The following is a 23,240-nucleotide window of genomic DNA, read 5'->3' as shown; positions in this document are numbered from 1 at the left end:
CGGACGGGGCGGGATCAAGGATGCTTCAACGGGATACGGTTCAAGACCGTCCTCTGCAGCTATGTTAGCCGCAGATGTAATCCTCCCCATCCGATTGTCTCAGATAAAGGCGGGTTTGGGCAGCCCTTTTTTGCCGCCACTCTTACCACCGCCGCTAAGCTAATTTTTCACGGCAAGGGTTGGCCGGGTGGCTGCGGCTGCCTGATAACGCAAAAAGCCCGCCGCCTTTCTCAGGCGACGGGCTTCGATACTAGTAGGAACCCGGCCGTTACATGCCGGACTGGCCGTCCGAGCCGATATAGGCGATGCGCAACATATTGGTCGCGCCGGGAGTGCCGAGCGGCACACCGGCCGAGATGATGATGCGGTCGCCGGGCTTGCCGAAGCCTTCTTCCGCGACGATGCGGCAGGCATTGTTAACCATGTCGTCAAGGTCGGTGGCGTCATGGGTAACGACACAGTGCATGCCCCAGACAACCGACAGGCGACGGGCCGTCTGGATGATCGGCGACAGCGCCAGGATCGGAACCTGCGGCCGCTCGCGCGAGGCGCGCAGGCCGGTCGTGCCCGAGGAGGTGTAGCAGACGATCGCGGCGAGCTTCAGCGTCTCGGCGATCTGTCGGGCGGCAAGCGAAATGGCGTCGGCGCCGGTTGCTTCCGGCTGGGCGCGCTGCGCGTAGATGATGCCCGAATAATGCGGCTCGCGCTCAATCGTGCTGGCGATCGAGGCCATCATCGATACGGCCTCGACCGGATAGTCACCGGAGGCGGATTCAGCCGACAGCATGACGGCATCGGCACCCTCGAAGACGGCGGTGGCGACGTCGGAGACTTCAGCGCGGGTCGGAACCGGCGCGGAGATCATCGATTCCAGCATCTGCGTGGCGACGACCACCGGCTTGCCGGAACGACGGCAGGCGCGGATCAACTGCTTCTGGATGCCGGGAACGGCTTCGAGCGGCATTTCGACGCCGAGGTCGCCGCGGGCAACCATCAGCGCGTCGGAAAGCTCGATGATTTCCTCGATGCGCTCGACGGCCTGCGGCTTCTCGATCTTCGACATCAGGCCGACGCGGCCGCGCGAAATCTTGCGGACTTCGGACAGGTCTTCCGGGCGCTGGATGAACGAGAGCGCCACCCAGTCGACTTCGTTGGTGGCGAGCACGGCGTCGAGGTCAACGCGATCCTTTTCGGTCAGCGCGCCGACGCCAAGCAGCGTATCAGGCAGGCTGACGCCCTTCCGGTCGGAAATCTTCGTGCCGGAAATGACGGTCGCGACGATGCTCTTGCCGTCGCATTTTTCCGCGCGGAGCGCCAGCTTGCCATCGTCGATCAGCAGACGGTGACCGGGCTGAACCGCTTCCAGGATTTCCGGATGCGGCAGGAACACGCGGGTATTGTCGCCGGGCGTGTCGTTGTTGTCGAGCGTGAATGTCTGGCCGGGTTTGAGATCGACCTTGGTTTCGGCAAACTTGCCGACGCGCAGCTTGGGACCCTGCAAGTCGGCGAGAATACCGATCGGACGGCCGCAGCGGGCCTCGACGGCGCGGATACGCTGAATCAGCGCGCGCATCACATCATGGCTGGCGTGGCTCATGTTGATGCGGAACAGGTCTGCGCCGGCTTCATGAAGCTTCTGGATCATCTCCTCGGAGGAGGAGGCCGGGCCTAGCGTCGCTAGGATTTTGACTTTTCTGTTGCGTTTCATCAATTCTGGCTCTCTTGGCTGCCCGGGGTATCGGAAAGCTGAACCATCCAGCTCGCCTGACGCCCCGTGTCGTATTCCTTGAATCCCATTTTCTGGTAGCCGCGCGCGTAGCAATCCTTCACGCCCGGGATCTTGAATTCATTTTCCGCCACGCACATTTCGACATCGCCCGTCCAGCGGCCGCCGCGAGCTGCGTCTTCTGCGTAGAGGTAATAATAGCGGGACTGGAGCGGCCCTTCGATCAAAGTGGCGCAGGTGGTGGCCGGCACTTGCCACCATCCCTCGGTCACCCAGCCTTCCTTTGCACGATAGCCGATCGCCACGCCCACGAGATTCTGCGTACCATTGCAGACGCGGAAATCGGCATGGGCTGCATTTGGCATGAAGAAAAACGGCGCGGCAGCGGCAAGGATGAAAAATGCGAATCGGGCAAGCGGCCCTGACCGCGTAACGAAACTTGGCGCGACTTGGCTGGACACGGCTTCCAATGGGCTCCCGGTTATTCGTTGTTGCGTCTTCTTGCGCCGCCATCCAACGAATGTCAACGCAACTCTAATCGATTATATTTTCTTCACGGGATGGTGACGGCGCTCTGAGGCCCGCTCCTCGCCCGATCAATACGCCGAGCCTTGCACCTTCCGCCCGCGCATGCAATCAAACAACGGGCTGAAAATGCGGTAATCTACAATCCACATGAATGACTTCAAATCTTTCGAAATCATATCCGGCAATCGTGACAAAGGCATGGTCATCCTCGGCGATCATGCGATGCGGAACCTCCCCGAACGTTATGGACGGCTGGGGCTGCCGGAAACTGCCTTTTCGCGGCATATCGCCTATGACATCGGCATCGAGAGCCTTTGCCGCAAGCTTTCGGCGCGGCTCGGCGTGCCCTCCGTACTGGGCGGCTTTTCCCGTCTGCTGATCGATCCGAACCGCGGCGAAGACGACCCCACGCTGATCATGAAGATTTCCGATGGGGCGATCATCCCAGGCAATCATCCGATTACCGAGGAAGAATGGAATTATCGCATCGAAGCTTTCCACCGGCCCTATCACCGCGCTGTGGACGAAACGATCGCATCGGTCGCGGAGGCGACTGGCAAGGCGCCGCTGGTGCTGTCGCTGCATTCCTTCACGCCGGCCTGGAAGGGCGTCCCCCGCCCCTGGCATGCGAGCGTGCTCTGGGATAGCGATGAGCGCGCTGTACTGCCGCTTCTTGCAAAGCTGAGTGCCGACACCAATCTCGTTATAGGCGACAACGAACCCTACGACGGGGCGCTCAGGAACGACACCATGTACCGCCACTGCATGGTCAAGGGCATTCCGCATGCGCTGCTGGAAGTTCGCCAAGATTTGATCGGCGAGGAGGCCGGCATCAGCGAATGGACCGAGCGGCTGGCACCGATCTTTTCGGCACTGAACGACGATCCGGCGCTGCATGAATACAAGCGCTACCCGTCGCGCACCGGCCCGTACGACGACGCTTGACACCAAAGCGTGCCGCGGTTTTGGACAACATCATGCCAGTGAAATGGCTTGAGGAGATAGAGATGACCGAACTCACCAAGGAACAGCAGACCGAACTGGAAGCGGCAGCCTTCCGTCGCCTTGTCGCCCATCTGCGCGAGCGCAGCGACGTTCAGAACATCGACCTGATGAATCTCGCAGGCTTCTGCCGCAACTGTCTGTCCAACTGGTATCGCGAGGCGGCCGAGGAAGCAGGCCTGCCGGTGACCAAGGACGAATCGCGTGAAATGGTCTACGGCATGTCCTATGACGACTGGAAAAATCTGCATCAGGCGGAGGCATCCGCTGTGCAAAAAGCCGCTTTTGAGCTGAACAAGCCGAAAGAATAGCGCCACTTCTATCGAGACGGCTTGACCTCGCGCTCCTTTCGCGGCAGGTCAACGGCCCATCGAATTCAAAATCCCACGCAATCAGGAGACAATGATGTCTGATGCTCATGGCGTCGCCCGCGATCAGCTTCGCGCTTTTGTCGAGCGCATCGAACGGCTGGAAGAAGAAAAGAAGACCATTGCCGACGACATCAAGGATGTTTACGGCGAAGCCAAGGGCATGGGCTTCGATACCAAAATCTTGAAGAAGGTCATTTCGCTGCGCAAGAAGGACGAACAGGAGCGGATGGAGGAAGATCTGATCCTCGACACCTATCTTCACGCCCTCGGCATGATCGAAGCTCCGCCGGAAGCCTGAGCCTCAAGCCACGATCGCCTGAAAAAGAAAAACCGCCGAATCGCTTCGGCGGTTTTTCTTTTGGAGTTGATAGCGGTAGCTATTCGACTGAATTGAACTTCTTCACCTGCAGGAAGTTCACGGCCGAACCACTGAAGCGTTCCGGATCGATCGATGCGGTCTGCACCTTGAAGCCTTCGGTATAGACGGCGGTCGGCTGGGCACGCAGCGTCGGGCTGACGAAGCGCGGCGCCTTGACCGGGCGGTTGACGATCTCGACGCGGGCATTGGCGATCGCCCACTGCGAGATCATCTTTTCGGTCAGCTTCGGCTCGGTGGTCACCGTGGCACGGCCGGCATCAGCCACCGCGGCATCCTGCTTGTTCGGGCGACCGCCCTTCGTCGCAATACCGGCAGCAATCGGACGCTCCTGCGGCCGCGCCGGTTCGAAACTATCGTTGAAGCGGCCGCTGCTGACCTTGATCTCGCTGGCAGTCGGCGCGAGTGCTGCCACCTGCATCGGCATCTGCTGACCCGGCCTCTTTTGCGGCGAGACCGCGGCGATTGCCCGGATAGCTTCATTGTCGGCAACAGCGTTATTCTTGGCCGGCGTGTTATCCTTCACCGGCATCTCGTCCTTGGATGCGACGTTGTTAACGGCGGCCGCATTGACGGGAACGCCATCATTTACATCCGTCTCATTGCTGCGATGCTGTTCGAGAGCGGCAACGATCGAGGGCGACAGCGTGCCTTCATCGGCGGCATCATCGATGGCATCCGGGTCGGCATCGGCAGAGGCTAGCAGGCTTTCAGCCACTTCCGGACGCTCGGCCGGGACAGGCACGTCGGCAGTCTGGTCCTTCGCGTCGGATTCGGCGGAGGCTAGCTCGGCATCACCGGGCGAACGGCGGTCAAGCAGCGCCGGCACGGGAACGTGATAAGCACGAAGATCCGGATATTGCTGAGGATCCTGTTGTTGGCCATTCGCATCCGGCATGGCTGCGGCAAGCGCATCCTGAGCGGCGTCCTGCGGTGATGACATCAGAGCCGAAGCAACTTCGCTACCCGCCGGCTGATTGCCGAAGGCCGGACGTACTTGCGGAACAGGCGCATTTATGCTGGCAACTTGCGTCTGTGACTGACTGTCGTCGCCATCGTCCGCTGAAGGAGCCGGCTGATTCTTGTTGCTAGCAACGGCGGTCGTCGGCGCTGCCGTTGCCGGTGCACCGTCATCCGCATTGTCCTCTTCCTCATCCGCACCGCCACCAAACAGCCTGGCGAAGAAACCGCGACGCGAAGAGGACGAGCTGGCGACCTGGATATCGTCGGATGCCATGCGGCGCTTATAGTCGGCAACCGCCTCCTGATAGCCCGGCAGCGGGCGTCCGTCAGCCGGGATATGCATGGTCTTGCCGTCAGGGAAGAGACGGACAAGATCCTGGCGATCCATGCGCGGCCATGCGCGCACGCCGCCTACGTCCATATGGACGAAGGGCGAACCAGACGTCGGATAGTAGCCGACGCCGCCGACCTGCAGCTTCATGCCGATCTCGCGCAGCTTCGTGAGCTTGACGTCAGGAATATAGAAATCCATCGCGTTGCCGAGCATATGCTGGCTTTTCTTCGCGACACCCGTATGGGCCGAACGCGTGCGCAGCATCTCGTTGGTTCCCGGCGAGCGGAAACCGCAGATGACATAGATGAATTCATGCGAGCCGCTTTCGCGGTAGACTTCCCAAATCAGGTCGAACAAACGCGGGTTCATCTTGGTCGGCTGGTTTTTACGCCAGTCGCGCAGGATACGGTTCAGTTTCTGAAGACCGTCCGGATCGAACTTCCCATTGCGCTTGTAGGTGATGACGGCCTTTTCGCCTGTATGGACATAATAGATCTTGAGGCTGCGGGTTTCGCCGCCTGCCTGGGAAGGGGTTCCAACGAAAACTGGAGTGGAAACGGCCATCGCAAGGAAGCCAACGGCTACGACCTTGGCCACCTTACGAAATATCTCAGAGCACGCAGAACGCCAGCTCAAGCTATTAGGCTTGGTATTTCCACTCAGATTCGGCAATTCGATCCCCGTCCGACAGACAATGTCGCATCGTGTTCCAAATGGCTGTCAATTGCGGTGACACGATGGCAAAAATGCCACACATGGTCGCCCTCTTCATACATGGTGAACGATGCACTAACAAGTGCTTTACGACGGGTAACAAAATATGCTTGCGTAAACGTTAAAATACGCTCAGGCTGCATGTTTCTGCGGGTCATCCGGGTCTATCCCATAGTCTTTCAACTTTCGATAGAGGGTCGAACGGCCAATTCCGAGCTTCCTTGCCACTTGGCTCATTTGCCCTCGATAGAATTTGAGAGCGAATCGAATAAGCTCTTCTTCAACATCTGCGAGCTTTCTGACGTCGCCGGACGGGTCAGTACTGGCGATGACATTGTCTGATACATGTCCAGATGACGTTTCGACGATCGAAAGCGGCGGAGTTGTAGCCGCATCCGAGGAAATGACACGCATACCGCGATCAAACCTTTCGGCGGCGGCCGCGTCGATGCCGAAAGCCTCGGAATTATCCACAACTAAAGTCGGGTGCTCAGCGGTGAAATACCCCGGCAACTGTGCCGCAATCTGCGGGAAATCGGCTTCGATCAATTCCGAACCCTCAGACAGCACGACGGCGCGGAAGATCGCGTTTTCGAGCTGGCGGATATTGCCCGGCCAGTCATACGCCGTCAGTAGCGCCACAGCGCCGGGGCTGATCGAAAGCGAATGACCGAGCTTCTGTTCGTGCGCAAATCGGTCGGCGAAGGCACGGGCAAGGTACGGAATATCCTCCTTGCGGCGGCGCAGCGCCGGCATGGTGATCGGGAAAACGTTAAGGCGATAGTAGAGGTCTTCACGGAATCGCCCGGCCTTCACCTCCTCGATCAGATCCTTGTTGGTGGCCGAGATCAGCCGGACATTGACCTTCTGGGCGACGCGCGCGCCGACCGTCTCGATCTCGCCCTGCTGCACGGCGCGCAGGAGCTTGACCTGCACTTCCAGCGGCAGATCGCCGACCTCGTCGAGGAACAGCGTGCCGCCGTCCGCTTCCATGAACTTGCCGACGTGCCGTTCGGCAGCGCCGGTGAAAGCACCCTTCTCGTGGCCGAAGAGAATACTCTCGACAAGATTGTGCGGAATGGCGCCGCAATTGACCGTCACGAACGGCTTGCCGGCGCGATCGCTAGCAGCCTGAATGGCACGCGCCACCAGCTCCTTGCCGACGCCGGATTCACCCTCGAGCACCACGGGGATGTTCGATTGCGCAGCCCGCTGAGCCAAGTCGATCACGCGCATCATCGCCGGGCTCGCCGAGACGATGTCGTCGAAGCTGATCGTGCTTGAGCGCGACCTGCGTCCGGCACGAGCCCTGGCCTCGCGCTGATCGAGCTTCAGCGCATTGGCGATCGAAGCCGCTATCCGTTCAGGCGACACCGGCTTGACGACAAAATCGAAAGCGCCGGCCCGCATGGCCTGCACCACGGTCTCGATACCGCCCTGCCCCGTCTGCACGATGACGGGCAGATCGATACCCATATCGCTAAGCGCACCCAGAAATTCGATGCCGTTCATCTCAGGCATCATAAGATCGAGTACGATCACATTGATCTGCTCGCTATTGCGCTTCAGAATCTCAAGGCCGAAACGGCCATTCTCCGCCATATGAGCAACGTGTCCGTGCCGCTCGATAGCGTTTCTAAGCAGACGCCGTTGAATCGGATCATCCTCAACAACAAGAATCTGCGCGCCCCCCTTGGCGCTATTAAATACGGTCATTGGTGCCTCACTTCATGCGAAACCTGATGGGGACATTCGCAGAAAGGCTTGAACATGAAGTTTTGCCAAAGCGTCGTATTTTAATCATTGTGACGAATATAACATCGCCCATGAGTCCGGTTGTTCGGCCCCAAGGAAATCCGCCCTTGCCGCGGCCTTTTCAGCCGAATAGACACGGACCGACCGGACTGTCCCGTAAAGAAAAGCAGAGGAAATACTGCCCATGAGCCCGACCTCGCTCCATTCATCGCTTAACTTTTCCGCTGGCCCGGCGGCGGCGGCGACTAATGCCGCGCTCGGCGACCTGCCGGCCTGGAAGCTCAGCGATCTCTATCCTTCCGCCACATCCACCGCCTTCGTCAGCGACATGGAAAAGGCTGGCAAGGCGGCAATCGCCTTCGAGGAAAAGTGGAAGGGCAAGCTTGCCGACGCTGCGACCAAGACCGGCGATGCCGGCATCGGCGCCGCGCTGAAAGAATATGAAGCGCTCGACGACATCATGGGTCGCCTCGGCTCCTTCGCCGGGCTCACCTATTTCTCCAACACCAGCGATCCGGCCAATGGCAAGCTCTATGGCGACGTGCAGGCGCGGCTGACCGACTATTCGGCCCATCTGCTGTTCTTCCCGCTGGAACTGAATCGTATCGACGATGCCGTGATGGATGCGTGCATGGCGAACGATCCCGCAGCAGGCCACTATCGTCCCTGGATCGTCGACCTGCGCAAGGACAAGCCCTATCAGCTCGAGGACAAGCTGGAGCAGCTATTCCTCGAAAAGTCCATGACAAGTGCCGCCGCTTTCAATCGCCTGTTCGACGAGACCATGGCGGAGCTGCGCTTCGAGGTCGACGGCGAGAAGCTTCCGCTGGAAGTCACCTTGAACATGCTGCAGGAAAAAGATCCTGAGGCGCGCCGCAAGGCGGCAATGGCTTTGGCCGAGACCTTCAAGGCCAATTTGCGCGTCTTTACCCTGATCACCAATACGCTCGCCAAGGACAAGGACATTGCCGACCGCTGGCGCGGCTTCGAGGACATTGCCGACAGCCGGCACCTGGCCAACCGTGTCGAGCGCGAAGTCGTCGACGCATTGGCAGCGGCGGTCCGCGACGCCTATCCGCGCCTCTCGCACCGCTATTACAAGATGAAGGCCAAGTGGCTCGGCATGGAGCAGATGAACTTCTGGGACCGCAACGCGCCGCTGCCCGAAACCTCCAATGCGCTGATTTCCTGGACCGAGGCGAAGGAGACCGTTCTCTCTGCCTACAACAATTTCGCCCCGGAAATGGCCGCAATCGCCAAGCGTTTCTTCGATGAGGAATGGATCGACGCGCCCGTGCGCCCCGGCAAGGCGCCGGGCGCCTTTGCCCATCCGACCGTTCCGTCCGCCCATCCCTATGTGCTCGTCAACTATATGGGCAAGCCACGCGATGTCATGACGCTGGCGCACGAACTCGGGCATGGCGTGCATCAGGTGCTTGCCGGCGGCCAGGGCGCGCTGATGTGCCAGACACCGCTGACGCTGGCTGAAACCGCCTCTGTTTTCGGCGAAATGCTGACCTTCCGAGCCCTGCTCGACAGGACCACCGACAAGCACGAGCGCAAGGCGATGCTCGCCCAGAAGGTCGAGGACATGATCAATACGGTCGTGCGCCAGATCGCCTTCTACGAATTCGAGCGCAAGCTGCACACCGCCCGCAAGAACGGCGAGCTGACATCCGATGATATCGGCGAGCTGTGGCTGTCCGTGCAGTCGGAAAGCCTAGGCCCGGCGATCAAGATTTCCGAGGGCTACGAGACCTATTGGACCTATATCCCTCACTTCATCCACTCGCCCTTCTACGTCTATGCCTATGCCTTCGGCGATTGCCTGGTGAATTCGCTCTACGCCGTCTACCAGAATGCCGAAGCAGGTTTTCAGGCGAAATATTTCGAGCTGCTAAAGGCCGGCGGCACCAAGCATCACTCCGAACTCCTGAAACCCTTCGGCCTCGATGCCACCGATCCGTCGTTCTGGAGCAAGGGACTGTCGATGATCGAAGGGCTCATCGATGAGCTGGAGGCGCTTGATAAGAGCGCTTGATGCACATTGATGAAGAACCGCGCATGGCCGATGCCCAACCCTACGTCCTCTTCCGGGACGACAGCACTGGACAGGTGATGCTCTTCGCCGAGCCGGCGGAGATCATCATGGCTCGAACACGCGCGGAATTCTTCGATGCCCTTGACCGGATGGAGAAGGCGAAGGCCGAAGGAAAATGGCTGGCGGGCTATATCGCCTACGAGGCCGGCCATCTCTTCGAGGAAAAACTCGCGCCTTTCGCCGAGGAGAACCGAGAGACGCCGCTGCTTTGCTTCGGCGTTTTCGATGCTCCGGCGGCGGACCGCCATCCCCTCGCCCAGCCAATGCAACGCCTCGAAAACGAGGAGTTCCTGACCGACGCCACGGCCGCGTGGGACTTCCCTATATATAAAGAGAGATTCGACCGGCTGCATTGGCATATCCGCCAAGGTGACTGCTATCAGGCGAACCTTACGATGCCGATCTCGGCCCGCTGGAATGGCGATGCCAGAACCGCCTTCTGGTCGCTGATCGAGCGTCAGCCGGTGAAGTACGGTGCTCTGGTCGATCTCGGCGGCCCGATCATTCTGTCGCGCTCACCCGAACTCTTCTTCCGCACCGACGACAGCGGCTGGATCGAGACGCATCCGATGAAGGGCACGGCCAAGCGCGGCGTCGACGCCGTCGAGGATGCGGAAATCATCAGCACCATGCTGGCCGACGAGAAGACCCAGGCCGAAAACCGGATGATCGTCGATCTCCTACGCAACGATATCTCGCGCATCACCGAAGTCGGTACGCTCGATGTGCCGAAACTCTTCGAGATCGAGACCTATCCGACCTTGCACCAGATGGTCAGCCATGTGCAGGCGAAGCTGCACCACAACATGACCGTCCGCGATATCTTCGCAGCGCTCTTCCCCTGCGGCTCGATCACCGGCGCGCCGAAAATGCGGGCGATGGAAATTCTGCATGATCTCGAAGACGGCCCGCGCGATGCCTATTGCGGGGCAATCGGCATGATTTCGCCTGGCGGCGCCATGCGCTTTTCCGTCGCGATCCGCACCATCACGCTGTTCGATGATGGCCGTGCCGTCTTCAATGTCGGCGGTGGCATCGTTTTCGATTCGACGGCGGAAGCAGAATATGAAGAATGCCTGTTGAAGGCGCGCTTCGCCGTGGGGGATCGATGGATCAAGCGCTAGACGATTTTTCGCTGATCGAGACGCTGCGTTATGAACCGCAAATCGGCTTCGTGCGCCTGCGGTTACACCTTGCCCGGCTGCAACGCTCCGCCCGCCGTCTGGGCTTTCCCGCACCGAAGGATGCGCTGGCGAAACTGGATGCTGTCGTGGCTGGCGCGAACGCTCCGATGCGGGTCCGCCTGACATTCGATCGCGCCGGGCGGACAGAAGTGACGACCGCCGCCTTTACGCCCCTTGTTCCTGACACCATCTGGCGCATCCGCGTTGCCGAGACCCGGCTTGATTCCACCGACAAGCTGCTACGCGTCAAAACCACTCGCCGATCCGTCTATGAGGCTGCCCGCGGCGAATATTCGCCGGCGGAAGCCGACGAGGTGCTGTTGCTCAATGAAAAGGATGAGGTCTGCGAGGGCACCATCACCTCGATTTTCCTCGACGAGGGTTCCGGTCCGTTCCGAACTCCACCCATTTCTTCCGGCCTGCTCGCCGGTGTGTTGCGCACCGAACTCATCTGCCAACGCAAAGCCCGCGTCGGTCGGATAAGGCTGGACGATCTGGAAAAAGCCACGCTTTATGTCGGAAACTCTCTGCGCGGACTGATCCGCGCGCAACTCGTATGGAATTGACGCAATGCTCATTCTCTCGCTGACCTATCTCAAGGGCAATGACGAAGCCGACAAGCACATGGAGCCGCATATGGCCTGGGTGAAGGAAGGCTATGCCAAGGGCTGGTTCCTCGCGTCCGGCCGCAAGGTACCTCGCACCGGCGGCATCATCTTTGCCCGCGGCGACCGCGCCGAACTGGAAGCCTATGTCGCCGTCGATCCTTTTACGATCCATGGCGTAGCCGCCTATGAAGTCACGGAAATTGCTCTGACGACCGTGACCGAGGGACTGGAGACGTTGAAGAGCTGAGAAAAGCCCATTGGACGATCTAAAAGCGCACTTGAAAGACCTGGAAGAACGGCTCTTCGACCCTGCGGTGCGTGGCTCGCGGCAGGCCTTGGCGGAGTTGCTTTCCACTGATTTCCGCGAGATCGGCAGCTCCGGCCTGCTTTTCGACTTGGAGGACATCCTGACCCGGCTTCCGACAGATCCGGAGAATATCGCCTCGCGGACACTTGAGGACTTCGACGCTCGCCTGCTTTCGGACGGCATCGCTCTCGTCACCTATCGGGCCACGCGCGATTCTCCGGACAAGCCCACGGTCAGAACGCTCAGAAGTTCGATCTGGCGGCTGGAGACGGATGGCAAGTGGCGGATGATCTTCCATCAGGGAACGCTGACGCGATAAGCTCTATTCATGACGCAACTGACTTACACACCCTATGACGGATCCGCCAAACCCTTCACCATCGGCCTGGCACCACTGGACTGCGCCCGCTGGATCGAGCCGGACGCCGATCTCAGGCGCTATCTCGATGAAAAGCGCCGACTTCTTCGCGACTATCGCGACGATATTTTCGTCTCCGAAGCCGGCTCTGAGAATGCGCAGCAGGAATGCCTCGATCTTCTGGCGGCTTATCTTTGCGACCAGCATCCAGCCATCTATCGCCGCAAGGACGATGTCGTTTCTGCCGCCGGTCACTCGGTCGATCTTGCCGATACCTCGGTTCCGCCCCTCTTGAAGGCCGGCTCGCTGATCAGCGATGATCTCGTCATCATGCGCCGCAAGACGGACGGCTGGCATCTCGTTGCCGGCCATGTCGCCTTCCCCTCGTCATGGTCACTTCAGGAAAAATTCGGCCGGCCGATGCAGGCGATCCATGCTGATGTGCCGGGGTTCGGCGAGGGCACGCGCAACGCCACCCTGATCACCCGCATCTTCGACAATCTGCAGGTGCCGCAGCCCGTCGAGCGGATGAACTGGTCGGTGAATACGACAAATGAGCTGTCTGTCCCGACGTCTAAACACAGACGGCCGCAAGGCACCACGGCCCCCACGCTCGAAACCCGTTTTGCTCGTGTCGAGCGCCAGACGCTGCGCAAACTGCCGATATCGGGCGATATCCTCTTCACCATCCGCGTCTATGTCGACCCGATCGCCGCGATCGCGAACCATCCCAAAGCCTCGGAACTGGCATTAAGCTTCGCCGCACAATTGGATGCGTTGGACGAACGGCAGGTGGTCTATAAAGGTCTGGTTCATCAGAAAGCGGAGCTGGTGAGGCAATTACGAGTGCTTGCGGAAGTTGCTTCATCAGCTTGACATTTACCCGATAAGCCGGGACGGCTCTTTATTGTGACATCAATATATGGTTAGAGCCGTTCACCTCGCATTTTCGCGCAAACATTGATTGAATTTCATAGGCCGAACGGCGTCCTGCCTTTCGAAGGAGACAAGAATGACCGAACAGAACTATCCGGTATATGCCGAAATTACCGGTCCGATCGTGATGATCGGCTTTGGCTCCATCGGCCGCGGCACCTTGCCCCTGATCGAGCGCCACTTCAAATTCGACAAGAGCCGGATGGTCGTCATCGACCCGCAAATGGACGCCGACCACTTGGCGATCCTGGAGAGGCACGGCGTCCGGCACATCAAGGAATATGTCACCAAGGACAACTACAAGGAGCTGTTGAAGCCGCTTCTGACGGAAGGTGGCGGTCAAGGCTTTTGCGTCAACCTTTCGGTCGACACCTCGTCGCTCGACCTCATCAAGTTCTGCCGCAAGCTCGACGTGCTCTATATCGATACCGTCGTTGAACCCTGGCTCGGCTTCTATTTCGACAAGAACATGAAGAACGCCGACCGCACCAACTATGCGCTGCGCGAGACCGTGCGCAAGGAAAAGGCGAAGAACCCGGGCGGCGCGACGGCGGTTTCCACCTGCGGAGCAAACCCGGGCATGGTGTCCTGGTTCGTCAAGCAGGCCCTCGTCAATCTCGCCAATGACATTGGTGTCAAGTTCGAAGAGCCGGATCAGCATGACCGCGAAGGCTGGGCCAAGCTGATGAAGAAGGTCGGCGTCAAGGGCATCCATATCGCCGAGCGCGACACCCAGCGCACCAAGCATCCGAAGCCGCTGAACGTCTTCTGGAACACCTGGTCCGTCGAAGGCTTCATCTCGGAAGGCATGCAGCCGGCCGAACTCGGCTGGGGCACCCATGAAGAATGGATGCCGAAGAACGCCAAGACGCACAAGAAGGGTTCCAAGGCCGCCATTTACCTGGAACAGCCGGGCGCCAACACCCGTGTTCGCACCTGGTGCCCGACGCCGGGTCCCCAGTACGGCTTCCTGGTCACTCACAACGAGTCGATCTCGATCGCTGACTTCTTCACGGTCCGCGACAAGGATGGCGAAGTCACCTTCCGCCCGACCTGCCATTACGCCTACCATCCGGCCAACGACGCCGTACTTTCGCTGCACGAAATGTTCGGCAATGGCGGTACGCCGCAGCCGGTTCACCACGTCCTCGACGAAGATGAGCTGGAAGACGGCATCGACGAACTCGGCGTGCTGCTCTATGGCCACGACAAAAACGCCTATTGGTACGGTTCGCGCCTGTCGCTCGAAGAGACCCGTCGCATCGCCCCATACCAGAATGCGACCGGTCTGCAGGTGACATCAGCCGTTCTCGCCGGCATGGTCTGGGCTCTGGAGAATCCGACCGCCGGCATCGTCGAAGCCGACGAGATCGACTATAAGCGCTGCCTCGAAGTACAGTTGCCCTATCTCGGCCCAGTTGAAGGCCACTACACCGACTGGACGCCGCTCGACGGCCGGCCTGGGCTGTTCCCGGAAGACATCAACACCAAGGATCCCTGGCAGTTCAAGAACATCCTGGTTCGTTGATCGGCCGATCATCCGAATAATCGACGATTGAAATGCCCGCACAGGTCGTGCGGGCATTTTTGTTACGCTCACCGGATAAATCAAGGTGACGGGTTCTGAAGCCTTGCTTTCAACAGATGGCCGCGCCATGTTTCTCGCAACCAGCATGATATTAGTCCGCCTTCAATCGCGGGAGACATTTATGAAGATCAGAACCAGCATTGCCCTTGTCACCGCCGCAGCAGCACTGTCCGCTTGCGTCGATTTCGGCGGATCGAGGCCTCCGCCTGCCATACGCGCAAGCGCGCAGCCGCAGGGGACGGGGGTGGAAGGCAACTGGAGCGATGCGAACGGCCTCATTTCGACCTTCCAGGCCGGCACCTTCACGACCCACACTACCGACAGCAACTCCGTTCTGGCCTCCGGCACCTATACCAGTGTTTCCCCCAGCCTGATCGAGATCAACATGACCTCGCTGGTGCGCAAGACGCAGTCCAAGATCAACTGCGCCCTGATCAGCCCTTACCAGCTCAACTGCACCTCCGATGCCGGGAAGCAGTTCTCCCTCAATCGTCGATAAGCTGGAACAGGCGGTGCGGACGGATAAAATGCCATGCGCAGAATGGCGCTCTATCTCGTTCTCATCGCCGCCTTGCCGCTCGCCGTCCTGGCGGCGGTTCTGCCCGCCAACAGCTATAAGGCACAGGGCATCACCGCTCTCGATTGCGACGGACCAATAGCCGTCTTCATCATCGCCCTGCCCGCCTTGTTGATCTACGGCACCGGCACCATCCTGCTTTACCGCGACAGGAGCCGGCGCTTTCACCGCGTCGCGGCACTCTGCTGCCTGCTTGTCTCTCTCTCCATCGGCTGGAATTTCATCGCCGCCGTGCTGGAATCCTACGGCGACGCCTCCATCGAGGCCTGTGCCTGACGTCGCGACTTCTTTCCCGTGGATTTGCGAAATCCTAATAAACCCAACAGCTTTCGCTTGCGCTCTTTCTGCCGTGATGGAAACATTCATGTGAGGAACCGCCGGGGGCAAAGGCGGACCGGATATTGGTGAGCAACAGGAGAGAGAGATGACGAAGCCCTTCGGTGTGGGTCTTTTGGCCGCCGCGGCCTTGGCGCTCAGCGCCAGCGCCGCTTTCGCGGATTACCAGCTCAACATTCTGCATTTCAACGATTTCCATTCACGCGTGGAGTCGATCAACAAGTTCGACGCCACTTGCTCGGCCGCGGAAGAAAGCAAAAATGAATGCTTCGGCGGGGCAGCGCGGCTGAAGACCGCAATTGACCAGCGTCGTGCCGCACTTGCCGGTCAGAATGTCCTGTTGCTCGATGCCGGCGACAATTTCCAGGGCTCGCTGTTCTACACGACGTACAAGGGGGCTGCCGAGGTCGAATTCCTCAACGATATGAAGATCGACGCCATGACGGTCGGCAATCACGAATTCGATGACGGAGAAGGCCCGCTCGCCGCTTTCCTCGACAAGGCGCAATTCCCCGTCGTCACAGCCAACCTGGTGGTGGACAACCAATCGAAAATCGGCGACCGCATCAAGAAGTCCGTCGTGCTCGATATCGGCGGCCAGAAGATCGGCATCGTCGGCGCAGTCACGACCGAGACGCCCCAGCTCGCCTCACCTGGCCCGCATGTCAAGATCACTGACGATGCCGCCGCCATCAGTGCCGAGGTGGACGCGCTGAAGTCGCAGGGTGTCAACAAGATCATCGCGCTCACCCACGTCGGCTATCCCCGCGATGTCGCCCAGATCGCCAGGATCGCCGGCGTCGATGTCGTCGTTGGCGGCCATTCGCATACGTTGCTGTCGAACACCGATCCAAAAGCCGCCGGCCCTTATCCTACGATGGTCGACAATCCGGCCGGCTATAAAGTTCCCGTCGTCCAGGCTGCCTCCTACAGTAAATATCTCGGCGATATCGTCATCACCTTCGATGACAACGGTGTCGTCAAGGAAGCCAAGGGCGATCCCATCCTGCTCGATTCCACGGTCAAACCGGACCCCACGATATCAGCCCGTGTCCAGGAAATGGCCAAGCCGATCGAGGAACTGCGCCATAAGGTAATCGGCTCCTCCACGGACCCCATCGATGGATCGCGCGAGAGTTGCCGCGCAGGAGAATGCTCGATGGGCAATCTCGTCGCCGACGCCATGCTCGATCGAACCAAAAACCAGGGGATCAACATCGCCATCCAAAATGGCGGTGGCTTGCGAGCCTCTATCGGAGGCGGCAACGTCACGATGGGCGACGTGCTGACCGTGCTGCCCTTTCAGAATACGGTCGCCACCTTCCAGTTGACGGGCGCGGACGTTAAGGCAGCGCTGGAAAACGGCCTCAGCCAGATCGATGACGGCGCCGGCCGTTTCCCGCAGGTCGCCGGTCTCAAATATACCTTTGATAAATCAAAGCCGCCCGGTAGCCGCGTAGTCTCCGTCGTGGTGCAGGAAGGCACGGAATTCGTGCCGCTTGATCCGAACAAGACCTATGGCGTCGTCAGCAACAATTATATGCGCGCCGGCGGGGACGGCTATGTCGTCTTTGCGCAGAACGGCAAGGATGCCTATGACTTCGGCCCCGATCTGGAAGCAGTCGTCGCCGACTATCTGGCCGCCCATAGTCCTTACAAGCCTTATACCGACGGCCGCGTGACGCAGGTCGGCGGGACCGCAACTGCCACCCAACCGGACGCAGCGAAACCGGCAGAAACGCAGCAGGCGGCCACTTCGGATCAAAAACCCGCCCCGGCTGCGACTGATACCGGTGCAGCGTCCTCCACCACTACAACGGCCAACACCCCGGCGCCCGCGGCTTCAACACCTGAAACCACGGCGCCGGCCGCGACCGCTCCAGCGACAACCACCACCACGACGGTAACGCCTCCCGCTGCCGCAACGACAACGGCCCAAAGCAGCGAGCCCCCGAAAACACCCACCACCCAAACACCTGCCACGTCAACACCTGAAACCACGGCGCCGGCTGCGACCGCTCCGGCGACAACCACCACTCCGACGACAACGCCTCCCGCTACCACAACGACGACGACCTCGGAGACCACCGCACCGACCGCCGACAGCAGCGAGCCGTCGAAAACGCCCACGACCACAACACCTGCCACCTCGACACCTGAGACTGCGGCGCCGGCTGCGACCGCTCCGGCGACAACCACAACTCCGACAACAACGGCACCAGCTACCACACCCACAACGACCCAGGAGACCACCGCGCCGGCCGTCGAAAGCAGCGAACCGCCGAAAACGCCGACCACGCACGTCATCGTCGCCGGCGATACGCTCTGGGATCTCGCCAAGACTTACTACGGCGACGCCAATGAATGGCATAAGCTTCTGGCCGCCAATCACGATCTCAAGCCGCGCCATCTCTCCGTCGGCCGTGAATTGACGATACCGGCCAAGTAAAGACCATTTGTCTCGCAAAACTCAGCCGGTCCGGGCTTTCCCGGGCCGGCTTTTGTTCCTATGTGAGGTACTCCGTTTCGTTGAGAGGAACACAACTGATGACCGCAGAAGCCCCGACCGGCTATTCGCAACAGAAATCCGGCAAAATCGGCGTCCTTCTCGTCAATCTCGGCACGCCGGATGGTACCGACTACACGTCGATGCGACGCTATCTGCGCGAGTTCCTGACCGACAAGCGCGTCATCGAATGGTCTCGGTGGAAATGGTACCCGATCCTGTTTGGCATCGTCCTCAACACCCGCCCCGGCAAGGTCGGCAAGGCCTATGAGACAATCTGGAATAAGGAAAAGAACGAAAGTTTCTTGCGCACCTATACCCGCAACCAGTCGGTATTGATGGCCGAGCGGCTGACGGACTTGCCCCACGTTATCGTCGATTGGGCGATGCGCTACGGAAAACCTTCGATCGGCGACCGTATCCAGGTGCTGAAAAATCAGGGTTGCGACCGTATCCTGCTATTCCCGCTCTATCCGCAATATGCGGCCGCGACCACCGCCACCGTCAACGACAAAGCTTTCGAAAAGCTGATGACCATGCGCTGGCAACCGGTGCTGCGCACAGTGCCCGATTATCATACCGATCCCACCTATATCGAGGCGCTCGCCAACTCGGTGACCCGGCATCTCGCAACGCTCGACTGGCAGCCGGAGAAGATCCTAGCCTCCTTCCACGGCATCCCGCTTTCCTATTCCGAGAAGGGCGATCCTTATTACGGCCAATGCATGGAGACTGGCCGGTTGCTCCGCGAAAAGCTCGGACTTCCCGAGGACAGGTTTATGATCACCTTCCAGTCCCGATTCGGCCCGGAGGAATGGCTTCAGCCCTATACCGACAAAACGGTGGAGCGCCTCGCCCAGGAGGGCACCAGACGCATCGCGGTCCTCAACCCCGGTTTCGTCTCGGACTGCCTGGAAACACTTGAAGAAATCGCTGAACAAGCCGCCGAATCCTTCCACCACAATGGCGGCGAGAAATTCACGCACATCCCCTGCCTGAACGACAGCGAGGATGGGATGCGGGTGCTGGAGAAGGTGGTGAGGCGGGAATTGTTGGGCTGGGCTTGATGCTCACCCTGCCCTCGCAGCGCACGCCTCATCGAGCGCTGTTCTAGTCCAGAACTCCGCCACGCAACCGGTGCCTCATTGCAATTGCGGCTTCCTCAGAAAACTGTTGCGATCGGCCGACTTGACGCGCAGCCATGCTTCACGGCCGTCGCGCAATATTCTCATCGGGATCTCTGCACCGGCAGGGCCGCTTTCCCATACCTTGCGGTAAAAATCAGCCAGGCTGTCAACCTCGCCATCTCGGATCTCGGAGATGACGTCGCCTCGACGCAAGCCCGCTTGAGCGGCCGGACCGCCTTCTGCCACGCTCATGACCACGACCTCGCCGTTGCTCTCGGCGGAGAAAGCCCCAAGCCAGGGTCTCGGTGGCTTGTTGACCTGGCCTCGGTTGAGCAGATCATCCAGAATAGGCGGCAGCAAATTGATCGGCACAACCATATTGATGTCGGCAGTTTCTTCGTTTTGGGAGGCCATCTGCAGGTGAAGCGAGCCGATACCCAAAAGCTTGCCGTCCGTGCCGATGAGCGCAGCACCTCCCCATGAAGGATGGGCGGGCGCAACGAAGATCGCCTCCTCCAGCAGGTATTCCCAATAACCGGCGAATTCCTGCTTGGCGACAATGTTTGCGCGGACGAATTGACCGATCCCGTCAGCAATCACGACGGGATCGCCGATCTCAGCCTTGGCAACGTCGCCGAAATCCAGCGCGGGAACACCAAGCGACCCAAGGGCCTGGACCAGACCGAAACCGGTTTCCTGATCGTAGGCAAGTGCATGAGCAGGAACCACACGCCCGTCATTGGTCGTCAGCCAGACCTCATCGGCCTCGGTGATCAGGTAACCGATCGTGAGCACCAGCCCGTTATCTCTGATGACCACACCGCTGCCTTCCCGCCGGGTCCCTAACGCCCCGGCCGTGAAGGCATCTTCCGGAATTGAAGCGTGCACGGCCACGATTGACCGCAAAGTCCTATCGATAATCATAGTCTCACCCTGGTGATGCGCCATGCTATGGCTCAGAAGGCTGCGCGGCAGCAGAAACCGGATACATTTCCTTCCCTTAAGGTATGAAGATGTGTGGTTAGGTGCAAGGCCTTGGGCGAATTTGAGTGTCCTGGTTGCCAGTTCGGCTGAATCTCATTTCCGCAGAGACGGGAGCTGTCTGTTCGGGCCAGAAACGCAAGGTTTCCGCCCGCACTTTCACGCTATTGAGAAGGGTAAAAGGTTGGATAGTGCGGCCCATTCCGCCCTTGCCGAGAACATGCTAACCCACCACATCTGATTGATCTGCTGCGTCGCCTATTCGCTCGAATGCGCGAGGATTGCGGCAGTGCTTTGACGTGACGCAAACCACGTATCGTGCGGGAGCGTCCATGGAGGATTTTATGGTAATCGGTGGGTTCGGCATCGTTGCGGTTGCCTTGGTTGTCTTGGTCATCCTGGTGCTGTTTGCAGGAATCAAGACGGTGCCGCAGGGATATCGCTACACGGTCCAGCGCTTCGGCCGCTATATCCGCACGCTGGAGCCGGGGCTCAATCTGATCGTGCCTTTCGTCGAGACGATTGGCGCGCGCATGAATGTCATGGAGCAGGTATTGGCCGTCCCGACCCAGGAGGTCATCACCCGGGATAACGCCAGCATTTCGGCCGACGCCGTCGCCTTTTTCCAGGTGCTGAACGCCGCCCAGGCCGCCTATCAGATCACCAATCTCGAATCCGCCATCCTCAACCTCACCAAGACCAACATTCGTTCGGTCATGGGCTCGATGGACCTCGACGAGCTGCTGTCCAACCGTGACGCCATCAACGACCGGCTGCTGCGTGTGGTCGACGACGCCGTCCAGCCTTGGGGCATCAAGGTGACCCGCGTCGAGATCAAGGATATCCAGCCGCCGAAGGATCTGGTCGACGCCATGGGACGGCAGATGAAGGCGGAGCGCGAGAAGCGTGCCCAGGTTCTGGAGGCAGAGGGCCTGCGCAACGCCCAGATCCTGCGCGCGGAAGGCGCCAAGCAGGCGGCCGTGCTGCAGGCCGAGGGCCAGCGCGAGGCTGCTTTCCGCAACGCCGAAGCACGCGAACGTTTGGCTGAAGCCGAAGCCAAGGCGACCCGCGTGGTCTCCGAGGCGATTGCCGAAGGCAATGTGCAGGCGATCAACTATTTCGTCGCCCAGAAATACACCGAGGCACTGGCGGCGATCGGCACCGCCGGCAATTCCAAGATCGTGCTGATGCCGATGGAAGCCAGCTCGATCCTCGGCTCACTCAGCGGCATCGGAGCCATCGCCCGCGAGGTTTTCGGCGATAACAGCGACGGCAGCACTTCGCCGCAATCGCCCCGCCCGCGTCCCGGCTCTGCGCGCACGACGCCGTCCATCAATCCGCAGCCGCCACGGGAGAGCTAACCATGTTCGACAATCTCGTCGTTCAACTTGGCCCGTGGAGCTGGTGGGTGCTGGGGTTGGTGCTGCTCGCCGCCGAGCTGGTAGTGCCGGGTTTCTTCCTCGTCTGGATCGGCCTCGCGGCCATCATTGTCGGCGCGCTGTCGCTTCTCTTCTGGGAAAACACCTTCTGGATCTGGCAGGTGCAACTGCTGGTCTTCGCGGCGTCTGCCGTCATCGTCACGCTGCTCGGCCGCCGCTATGTCTATAACAACAATCAGACGACCGACGAGCCCTTCCTCAACCAACGCGGCGCAAGCTTGGTCGGTCGCACAGCAACGCTCAACGAACCCATTACCGAAGGCCGCGGCCGTATCCGTCTGGACGATACCTTTTGGACCGTGATGGGGCCGGACCTTCCGGCCGGCACCCGCGTCAAGGTCGTCGCCAGCAATGGGCGCGACCTGACCGTCGAAACGGCCTGATTAGGCGACGCCGATCCGCAGCAGATCGTGGAAGTGGACGATGCCGATGGGCCGCCGGGTGTCGTCGACAACGATCAGCGCCGAGATATTGTGGCGGTTCAGCAATGCCATCGCGCCGGTCGCCAGCGTCGTTTCCTTCACCGTTTTTGGATTGCGCGTCATCACATCGTCTACCCGCATCTGCGCAAGGCTGCTACCGAGATTGCGGGCGATATCGCCATCGGTGATGATGCCGCAGAGGCAACCGTCGTCATCGATCACGCCGACGCAGCCGAAACGCATCTTCGACAAGGTCATCGCTGCTTCCGGCATGCCCGTGCCGAGCTTGACCAGCGGTACGCGATCGCCCTTGTGCATGATATCGATGACGTGGGAGAGGCTGGCGCCGAGTTTGCCGCCCGGATGGAAGGTGCGGAAGTCCTCCGCGGTGAAGCCCCGCGCCTCCAGCAGTGCCACGGCTAGCGCATCGCCGATCGCAAGCTGCAACAGCGTCGATGTCGTCGGCGCCAGCCCATGCGGGCAGGCTTCCTGCTCCTTGGGCAGCAACAGAACCACATCCGACTCGCGCGCTAGCGTCGATGTCTCGCCGGCTGTAATGGCGATCATCGGGATGGAGAAACGACGGGAATAGCTGATAATGCCACGTAGTTCGGCGCTTTCGCCGCCCCAGGACATGGCGACAATGACGTCGTCATGCGTGATCATGCCGAGATCGCCGTGATTGGCCTCGACCGGATGCACGAAGAAAGCCGGCGTTCCCGTGGAGGCAAAAGTGGCGGCGAGCTTGTTGCCGATATGGCCGCTCTTGCCGACTCCAGTGACGATGACACGCCCGTTGATGTGGCCGAGAAGCTCCACCGCGCGGCTGAAAGGCTCGGCCAAACCATTGACCAGCGAACGCTCCAGCGCTTCCAGCCCCCGCCTTTCGGTCTCGATCGTCCGCATCGCGGATTCGATCGCACCGTTCTCGATGAGTCTCACTGCTCTCTTATTCATGACCGAGGGGTACCGCTTTTCTCTATTTCTGTCCACCAGAGATC

21 protein-coding genes and 2 pseudogenes are annotated in these 23,240 nt (G+C 60.0%); 16 read left to right on the top strand and 7 right to left on the bottom strand.

The genetic code is table 11. The annotated features are described in order from the left end of the window. Nucleotides 1-268 precede the first annotated feature (268 nt). Both pyk and FHT86_RS29845 read right to left on the bottom strand, forming a co-directional pair. Nucleotides 269-1,708 (bottom strand): pyruvate kinase, encoded by a 1,440-nt coding sequence (gene pyk, locus FHT86_RS29850; protein WP_133710525.1) that lies wholly within the window; start codon nt 1,706-1,708, stop codon nt 269-271. Then, nucleotides 1,708-2,196 (bottom strand): DUF1036 domain-containing protein, encoded by a 489-nt coding sequence (locus FHT86_RS29845; RefSeq protein ID WP_133710524.1) that lies wholly within the window; start codon nt 2,194-2,196, stop codon nt 1,708-1,710. Before FHT86_RS29845 ends, pyk begins: the two co-directional genes overlap by 1 nt. Before the next feature lie 205 nt (nt 2,197-2,401). On the opposite strand from FHT86_RS29845, the gene FHT86_RS29840 reads away from it, so the two are divergent. From FHT86_RS29840 to FHT86_RS29830, 3 genes are all read left to right on the top strand, one after another. Next, complete coding sequence (locus tag FHT86_RS29840) at nt 2,402-3,199, top strand: N-formylglutamate amidohydrolase (protein WP_133710523.1); 798 nt, start codon at nt 2,402-2,404, stop codon at nt 3,197-3,199. Between the two features lie 62 nt (nt 3,200-3,261). After that, nucleotides 3,262-3,567: a DUF1244 domain-containing protein gene (locus FHT86_RS29835; protein WP_133710522.1), complete on the top strand. Its 306-nt coding sequence runs from the start codon at nt 3,262-3,264 to the stop codon at nt 3,565-3,567. Nucleotides 3,568-3,661: 94 nt separating this feature from the next. Beyond that, complete coding sequence (locus FHT86_RS29830; protein WP_133710521.1) at nt 3,662-3,925, top strand: DUF2312 domain-containing protein; 264 nt, start codon at nt 3,662-3,664, stop codon at nt 3,923-3,925. A 79-nt stretch (nt 3,926-4,004) separates the two neighbouring features. Here the strand turns inward: FHT86_RS29830 and FHT86_RS29825 are convergent, their stop codons facing one another. From FHT86_RS29825 to FHT86_RS29820, 3 genes and pseudogenes are all read right to left on the bottom strand, one after another. Next, the gene (locus tag FHT86_RS29825; RefSeq protein ID WP_133710520.1) at nt 4,005-5,972 is read right to left on the bottom strand and encodes a DUF882 domain-containing protein; all 1,968 of its coding nucleotides are present in this window, start codon (nt 5,970-5,972) and stop codon (nt 4,005-4,007) included. A gap of 174 nt (nt 5,973-6,146) precedes the next feature. After that, nucleotides 6,147-6,356 (bottom strand): annotated as a pseudogene (locus FHT86_RS38965) (helix-turn-helix domain-containing protein); the annotation flags it as partial. 122 nt (nt 6,357-6,478) lie between these two features. Then, nucleotides 6,479-7,730, bottom strand: a pseudogene (locus FHT86_RS29820) (sigma-54-dependent transcriptional regulator); the annotation flags it as partial. Nucleotides 7,731-7,953: 223 nt separating this feature from the next. Here FHT86_RS29820 and FHT86_RS29815 point away from each other — a divergent pair. The 11 genes from FHT86_RS29815 (at nt 7,954) to hemH (ending at nt 19,337) form a co-directional block, all read left to right on the top strand. After that, a complete protein-coding gene (locus tag FHT86_RS29815; RefSeq protein WP_133710518.1) occupies nt 7,954-9,810 on the top strand; it encodes a M3 family oligoendopeptidase in 1,857 nt (618 codons plus the stop codon). A gap of 23 nt (nt 9,811-9,833) precedes the next feature. After that, on the top strand, nt 9,834-10,994 hold the full coding sequence (locus tag FHT86_RS29810) for an aminodeoxychorismate synthase component I (protein WP_133710642.1): 1,161 nt from the start codon (nt 9,834-9,836) through the stop codon (nt 10,992-10,994). Further along, nucleotides 10,979-11,620: an aminotransferase class IV family protein gene (locus FHT86_RS29805; RefSeq protein ID WP_133710517.1), complete on the top strand. Its 642-nt coding sequence runs from the start codon at nt 10,979-10,981 to the stop codon at nt 11,618-11,620. The genes FHT86_RS29810 and FHT86_RS29805 overlap by 16 nt, the downstream gene beginning before the upstream one ends. A 4-nt stretch (nt 11,621-11,624) precedes the next feature. Continuing rightward, nucleotides 11,625-11,909: a YciI family protein gene (locus FHT86_RS29800; RefSeq protein WP_133710516.1), complete on the top strand. Its 285-nt coding sequence runs from the start codon at nt 11,625-11,627 to the stop codon at nt 11,907-11,909. A 10-nt stretch (nt 11,910-11,919) separates the two neighbouring features. Continuing rightward, nucleotides 11,920-12,288, top strand: a complete 369-nt coding sequence (locus FHT86_RS29795; RefSeq protein WP_133710515.1) for a DUF4440 domain-containing protein — start codon at nt 11,920-11,922, stop codon at nt 12,286-12,288. Between the two features lie 9 nt (nt 12,289-12,297). Next, nucleotides 12,298-13,203, top strand: a complete 906-nt coding sequence (locus FHT86_RS29790) for a heme-dependent oxidative N-demethylase family protein (protein ID WP_133710514.1) — start codon at nt 12,298-12,300, stop codon at nt 13,201-13,203. Nucleotides 13,204-13,339: 136 nt separating this feature from the next. Further along, the gene (locus tag FHT86_RS29785) at nt 13,340-14,791 is read left to right on the top strand and encodes a homospermidine synthase (protein ID WP_133710513.1); all 1,452 of its coding nucleotides are present in this window, start codon (nt 13,340-13,342) and stop codon (nt 14,789-14,791) included. A gap of 181 nt (nt 14,792-14,972) precedes the next feature. Continuing rightward, nucleotides 14,973-15,350 carry an outer membrane lipoprotein Omp10 gene (gene omp10 / locus FHT86_RS29780; RefSeq protein WP_133710512.1) on the top strand — a complete coding sequence of 126 codons (378 nt, stop codon included), beginning with the start codon at nt 14,973-14,975 and terminating at the stop codon, nt 15,348-15,350. A 33-nt stretch (nt 15,351-15,383) separates the two neighbouring features. Further along, nucleotides 15,384-15,704, top strand: a complete 321-nt coding sequence (locus FHT86_RS29775; protein WP_133710511.1) for a hypothetical protein — start codon at nt 15,384-15,386, stop codon at nt 15,702-15,704. 148 nt (nt 15,705-15,852) lie between these two features. Next, nucleotides 15,853-18,213 carry a 5'-nucleotidase C-terminal domain-containing protein gene (locus tag FHT86_RS29770; RefSeq protein WP_133710510.1) on the top strand — a complete coding sequence of 787 codons (2,361 nt, stop codon included), beginning with the start codon at nt 15,853-15,855 and terminating at the stop codon, nt 18,211-18,213. Between the two features lie 98 nt (nt 18,214-18,311). Continuing rightward, nucleotides 18,312-19,337, top strand: coding sequence for a ferrochelatase (gene hemH / locus FHT86_RS29765; RefSeq protein WP_133710509.1), 1,026 nt, complete (start codon nt 18,312-18,314; stop codon nt 19,335-19,337). A gap of 75 nt (nt 19,338-19,412) precedes the next feature. Here hemH and FHT86_RS29760 read toward each other — a convergent pair whose 3' ends face one another. Continuing rightward, nucleotides 19,413-20,321 (bottom strand): S1C family serine protease, encoded by a 909-nt coding sequence (locus tag FHT86_RS29760; RefSeq protein ID WP_133710508.1) that lies wholly within the window; start codon nt 20,319-20,321, stop codon nt 19,413-19,415. A gap of 401 nt (nt 20,322-20,722) precedes the next feature. On the opposite strand from FHT86_RS29760, the gene FHT86_RS29755 reads away from it, so the two are divergent. Both FHT86_RS29755 and FHT86_RS29750 read left to right on the top strand, forming a co-directional pair. Beyond that, nucleotides 20,723-21,739 carry an SPFH domain-containing protein gene (locus tag FHT86_RS29755; protein ID WP_133710641.1) on the top strand — a complete coding sequence of 339 codons (1,017 nt, stop codon included), beginning with the start codon at nt 20,723-20,725 and terminating at the stop codon, nt 21,737-21,739. 2 nt (nt 21,740-21,741) lie between these two features. Next, complete coding sequence (locus tag FHT86_RS29750) at nt 21,742-22,200, top strand: NfeD family protein (RefSeq protein ID WP_133710507.1); 459 nt, start codon at nt 21,742-21,744, stop codon at nt 22,198-22,200. Here FHT86_RS29750 and FHT86_RS29745 read toward each other — a convergent pair whose 3' ends face one another. After that, nucleotides 22,201-23,196, bottom strand: coding sequence for an SIS domain-containing protein (locus FHT86_RS29745; RefSeq protein ID WP_133710506.1), 996 nt, complete (start codon nt 23,194-23,196; stop codon nt 22,201-22,203). Nucleotides 23,197-23,240 lie beyond the last annotated feature (44 nt).

This window comes from Rhizobium sp. BK313 (genome assembly GCF_014193655.1).
Lineage (GTDB): Bacteria > Pseudomonadota > Alphaproteobacteria > Rhizobiales > Rhizobiaceae > Rhizobium.
This window is presented reverse-complemented; position numbering and strand designations above follow the sequence as displayed.

Coding starts and splice junctions, on each gene's coding strand:
- pyk (WP_133710525.1), bottom strand. CDS start 1,708: ATGAAACGCAACAGAAAAGTCAAAATCCTAGCGACGCTAGGCCCGGCC.
- FHT86_RS29840 (WP_133710523.1), top strand. CDS start 2,402: ATGAATGACTTCAAATCTTTCGAAATCATATCCGGCAATCGTGACAAA.
- FHT86_RS29835 (WP_133710522.1), top strand. CDS start 3,262: ATGACCGAACTCACCAAGGAACAGCAGACCGAACTGGAAGCGGCAGCC.
- FHT86_RS29830 (WP_133710521.1), top strand. CDS start 3,662: ATGTCTGATGCTCATGGCGTCGCCCGCGATCAGCTTCGCGCTTTTGTC.
- FHT86_RS29815 (WP_133710518.1), top strand. CDS start 7,954: ATGAGCCCGACCTCGCTCCATTCATCGCTTAACTTTTCCGCTGGCCCG.
- FHT86_RS29810 (WP_133710642.1), top strand. CDS start 9,834: ATGGCCGATGCCCAACCCTACGTCCTCTTCCGGGACGACAGCACTGGA.
- FHT86_RS29805 (WP_133710517.1), top strand. CDS start 10,979: ATGGATCAAGCGCTAGACGATTTTTCGCTGATCGAGACGCTGCGTTAT.
- FHT86_RS29800 (WP_133710516.1), top strand. CDS start 11,625: ATGCTCATTCTCTCGCTGACCTATCTCAAGGGCAATGACGAAGCCGAC.
- FHT86_RS29790 (WP_133710514.1), top strand. CDS start 12,298: ATGACGCAACTGACTTACACACCCTATGACGGATCCGCCAAACCCTTC.
- FHT86_RS29785 (WP_133710513.1), top strand. CDS start 13,340: ATGACCGAACAGAACTATCCGGTATATGCCGAAATTACCGGTCCGATC.
- omp10 (WP_133710512.1), top strand. CDS start 14,973: ATGAAGATCAGAACCAGCATTGCCCTTGTCACCGCCGCAGCAGCACTG.
- FHT86_RS29775 (WP_133710511.1), top strand. CDS start 15,384: ATGCGCAGAATGGCGCTCTATCTCGTTCTCATCGCCGCCTTGCCGCTC.
- FHT86_RS29770 (WP_133710510.1), top strand. CDS start 15,853: ATGACGAAGCCCTTCGGTGTGGGTCTTTTGGCCGCCGCGGCCTTGGCG.
- hemH (WP_133710509.1), top strand. CDS start 18,312: ATGACCGCAGAAGCCCCGACCGGCTATTCGCAACAGAAATCCGGCAAA.
- FHT86_RS29760 (WP_133710508.1), bottom strand. CDS start 20,321: ATGATTATCGATAGGACTTTGCGGTCAATCGTGGCCGTGCACGCTTCA.
- FHT86_RS29755 (WP_133710641.1), top strand. CDS start 20,723: ATGGTAATCGGTGGGTTCGGCATCGTTGCGGTTGCCTTGGTTGTCTTG.
- FHT86_RS29750 (WP_133710507.1), top strand. CDS start 21,742: ATGTTCGACAATCTCGTCGTTCAACTTGGCCCGTGGAGCTGGTGGGTG.
- FHT86_RS29745 (WP_133710506.1), bottom strand. CDS start 23,196: ATGAATAAGAGAGCAGTGAGACTCATCGAGAACGGTGCGATCGAATCC.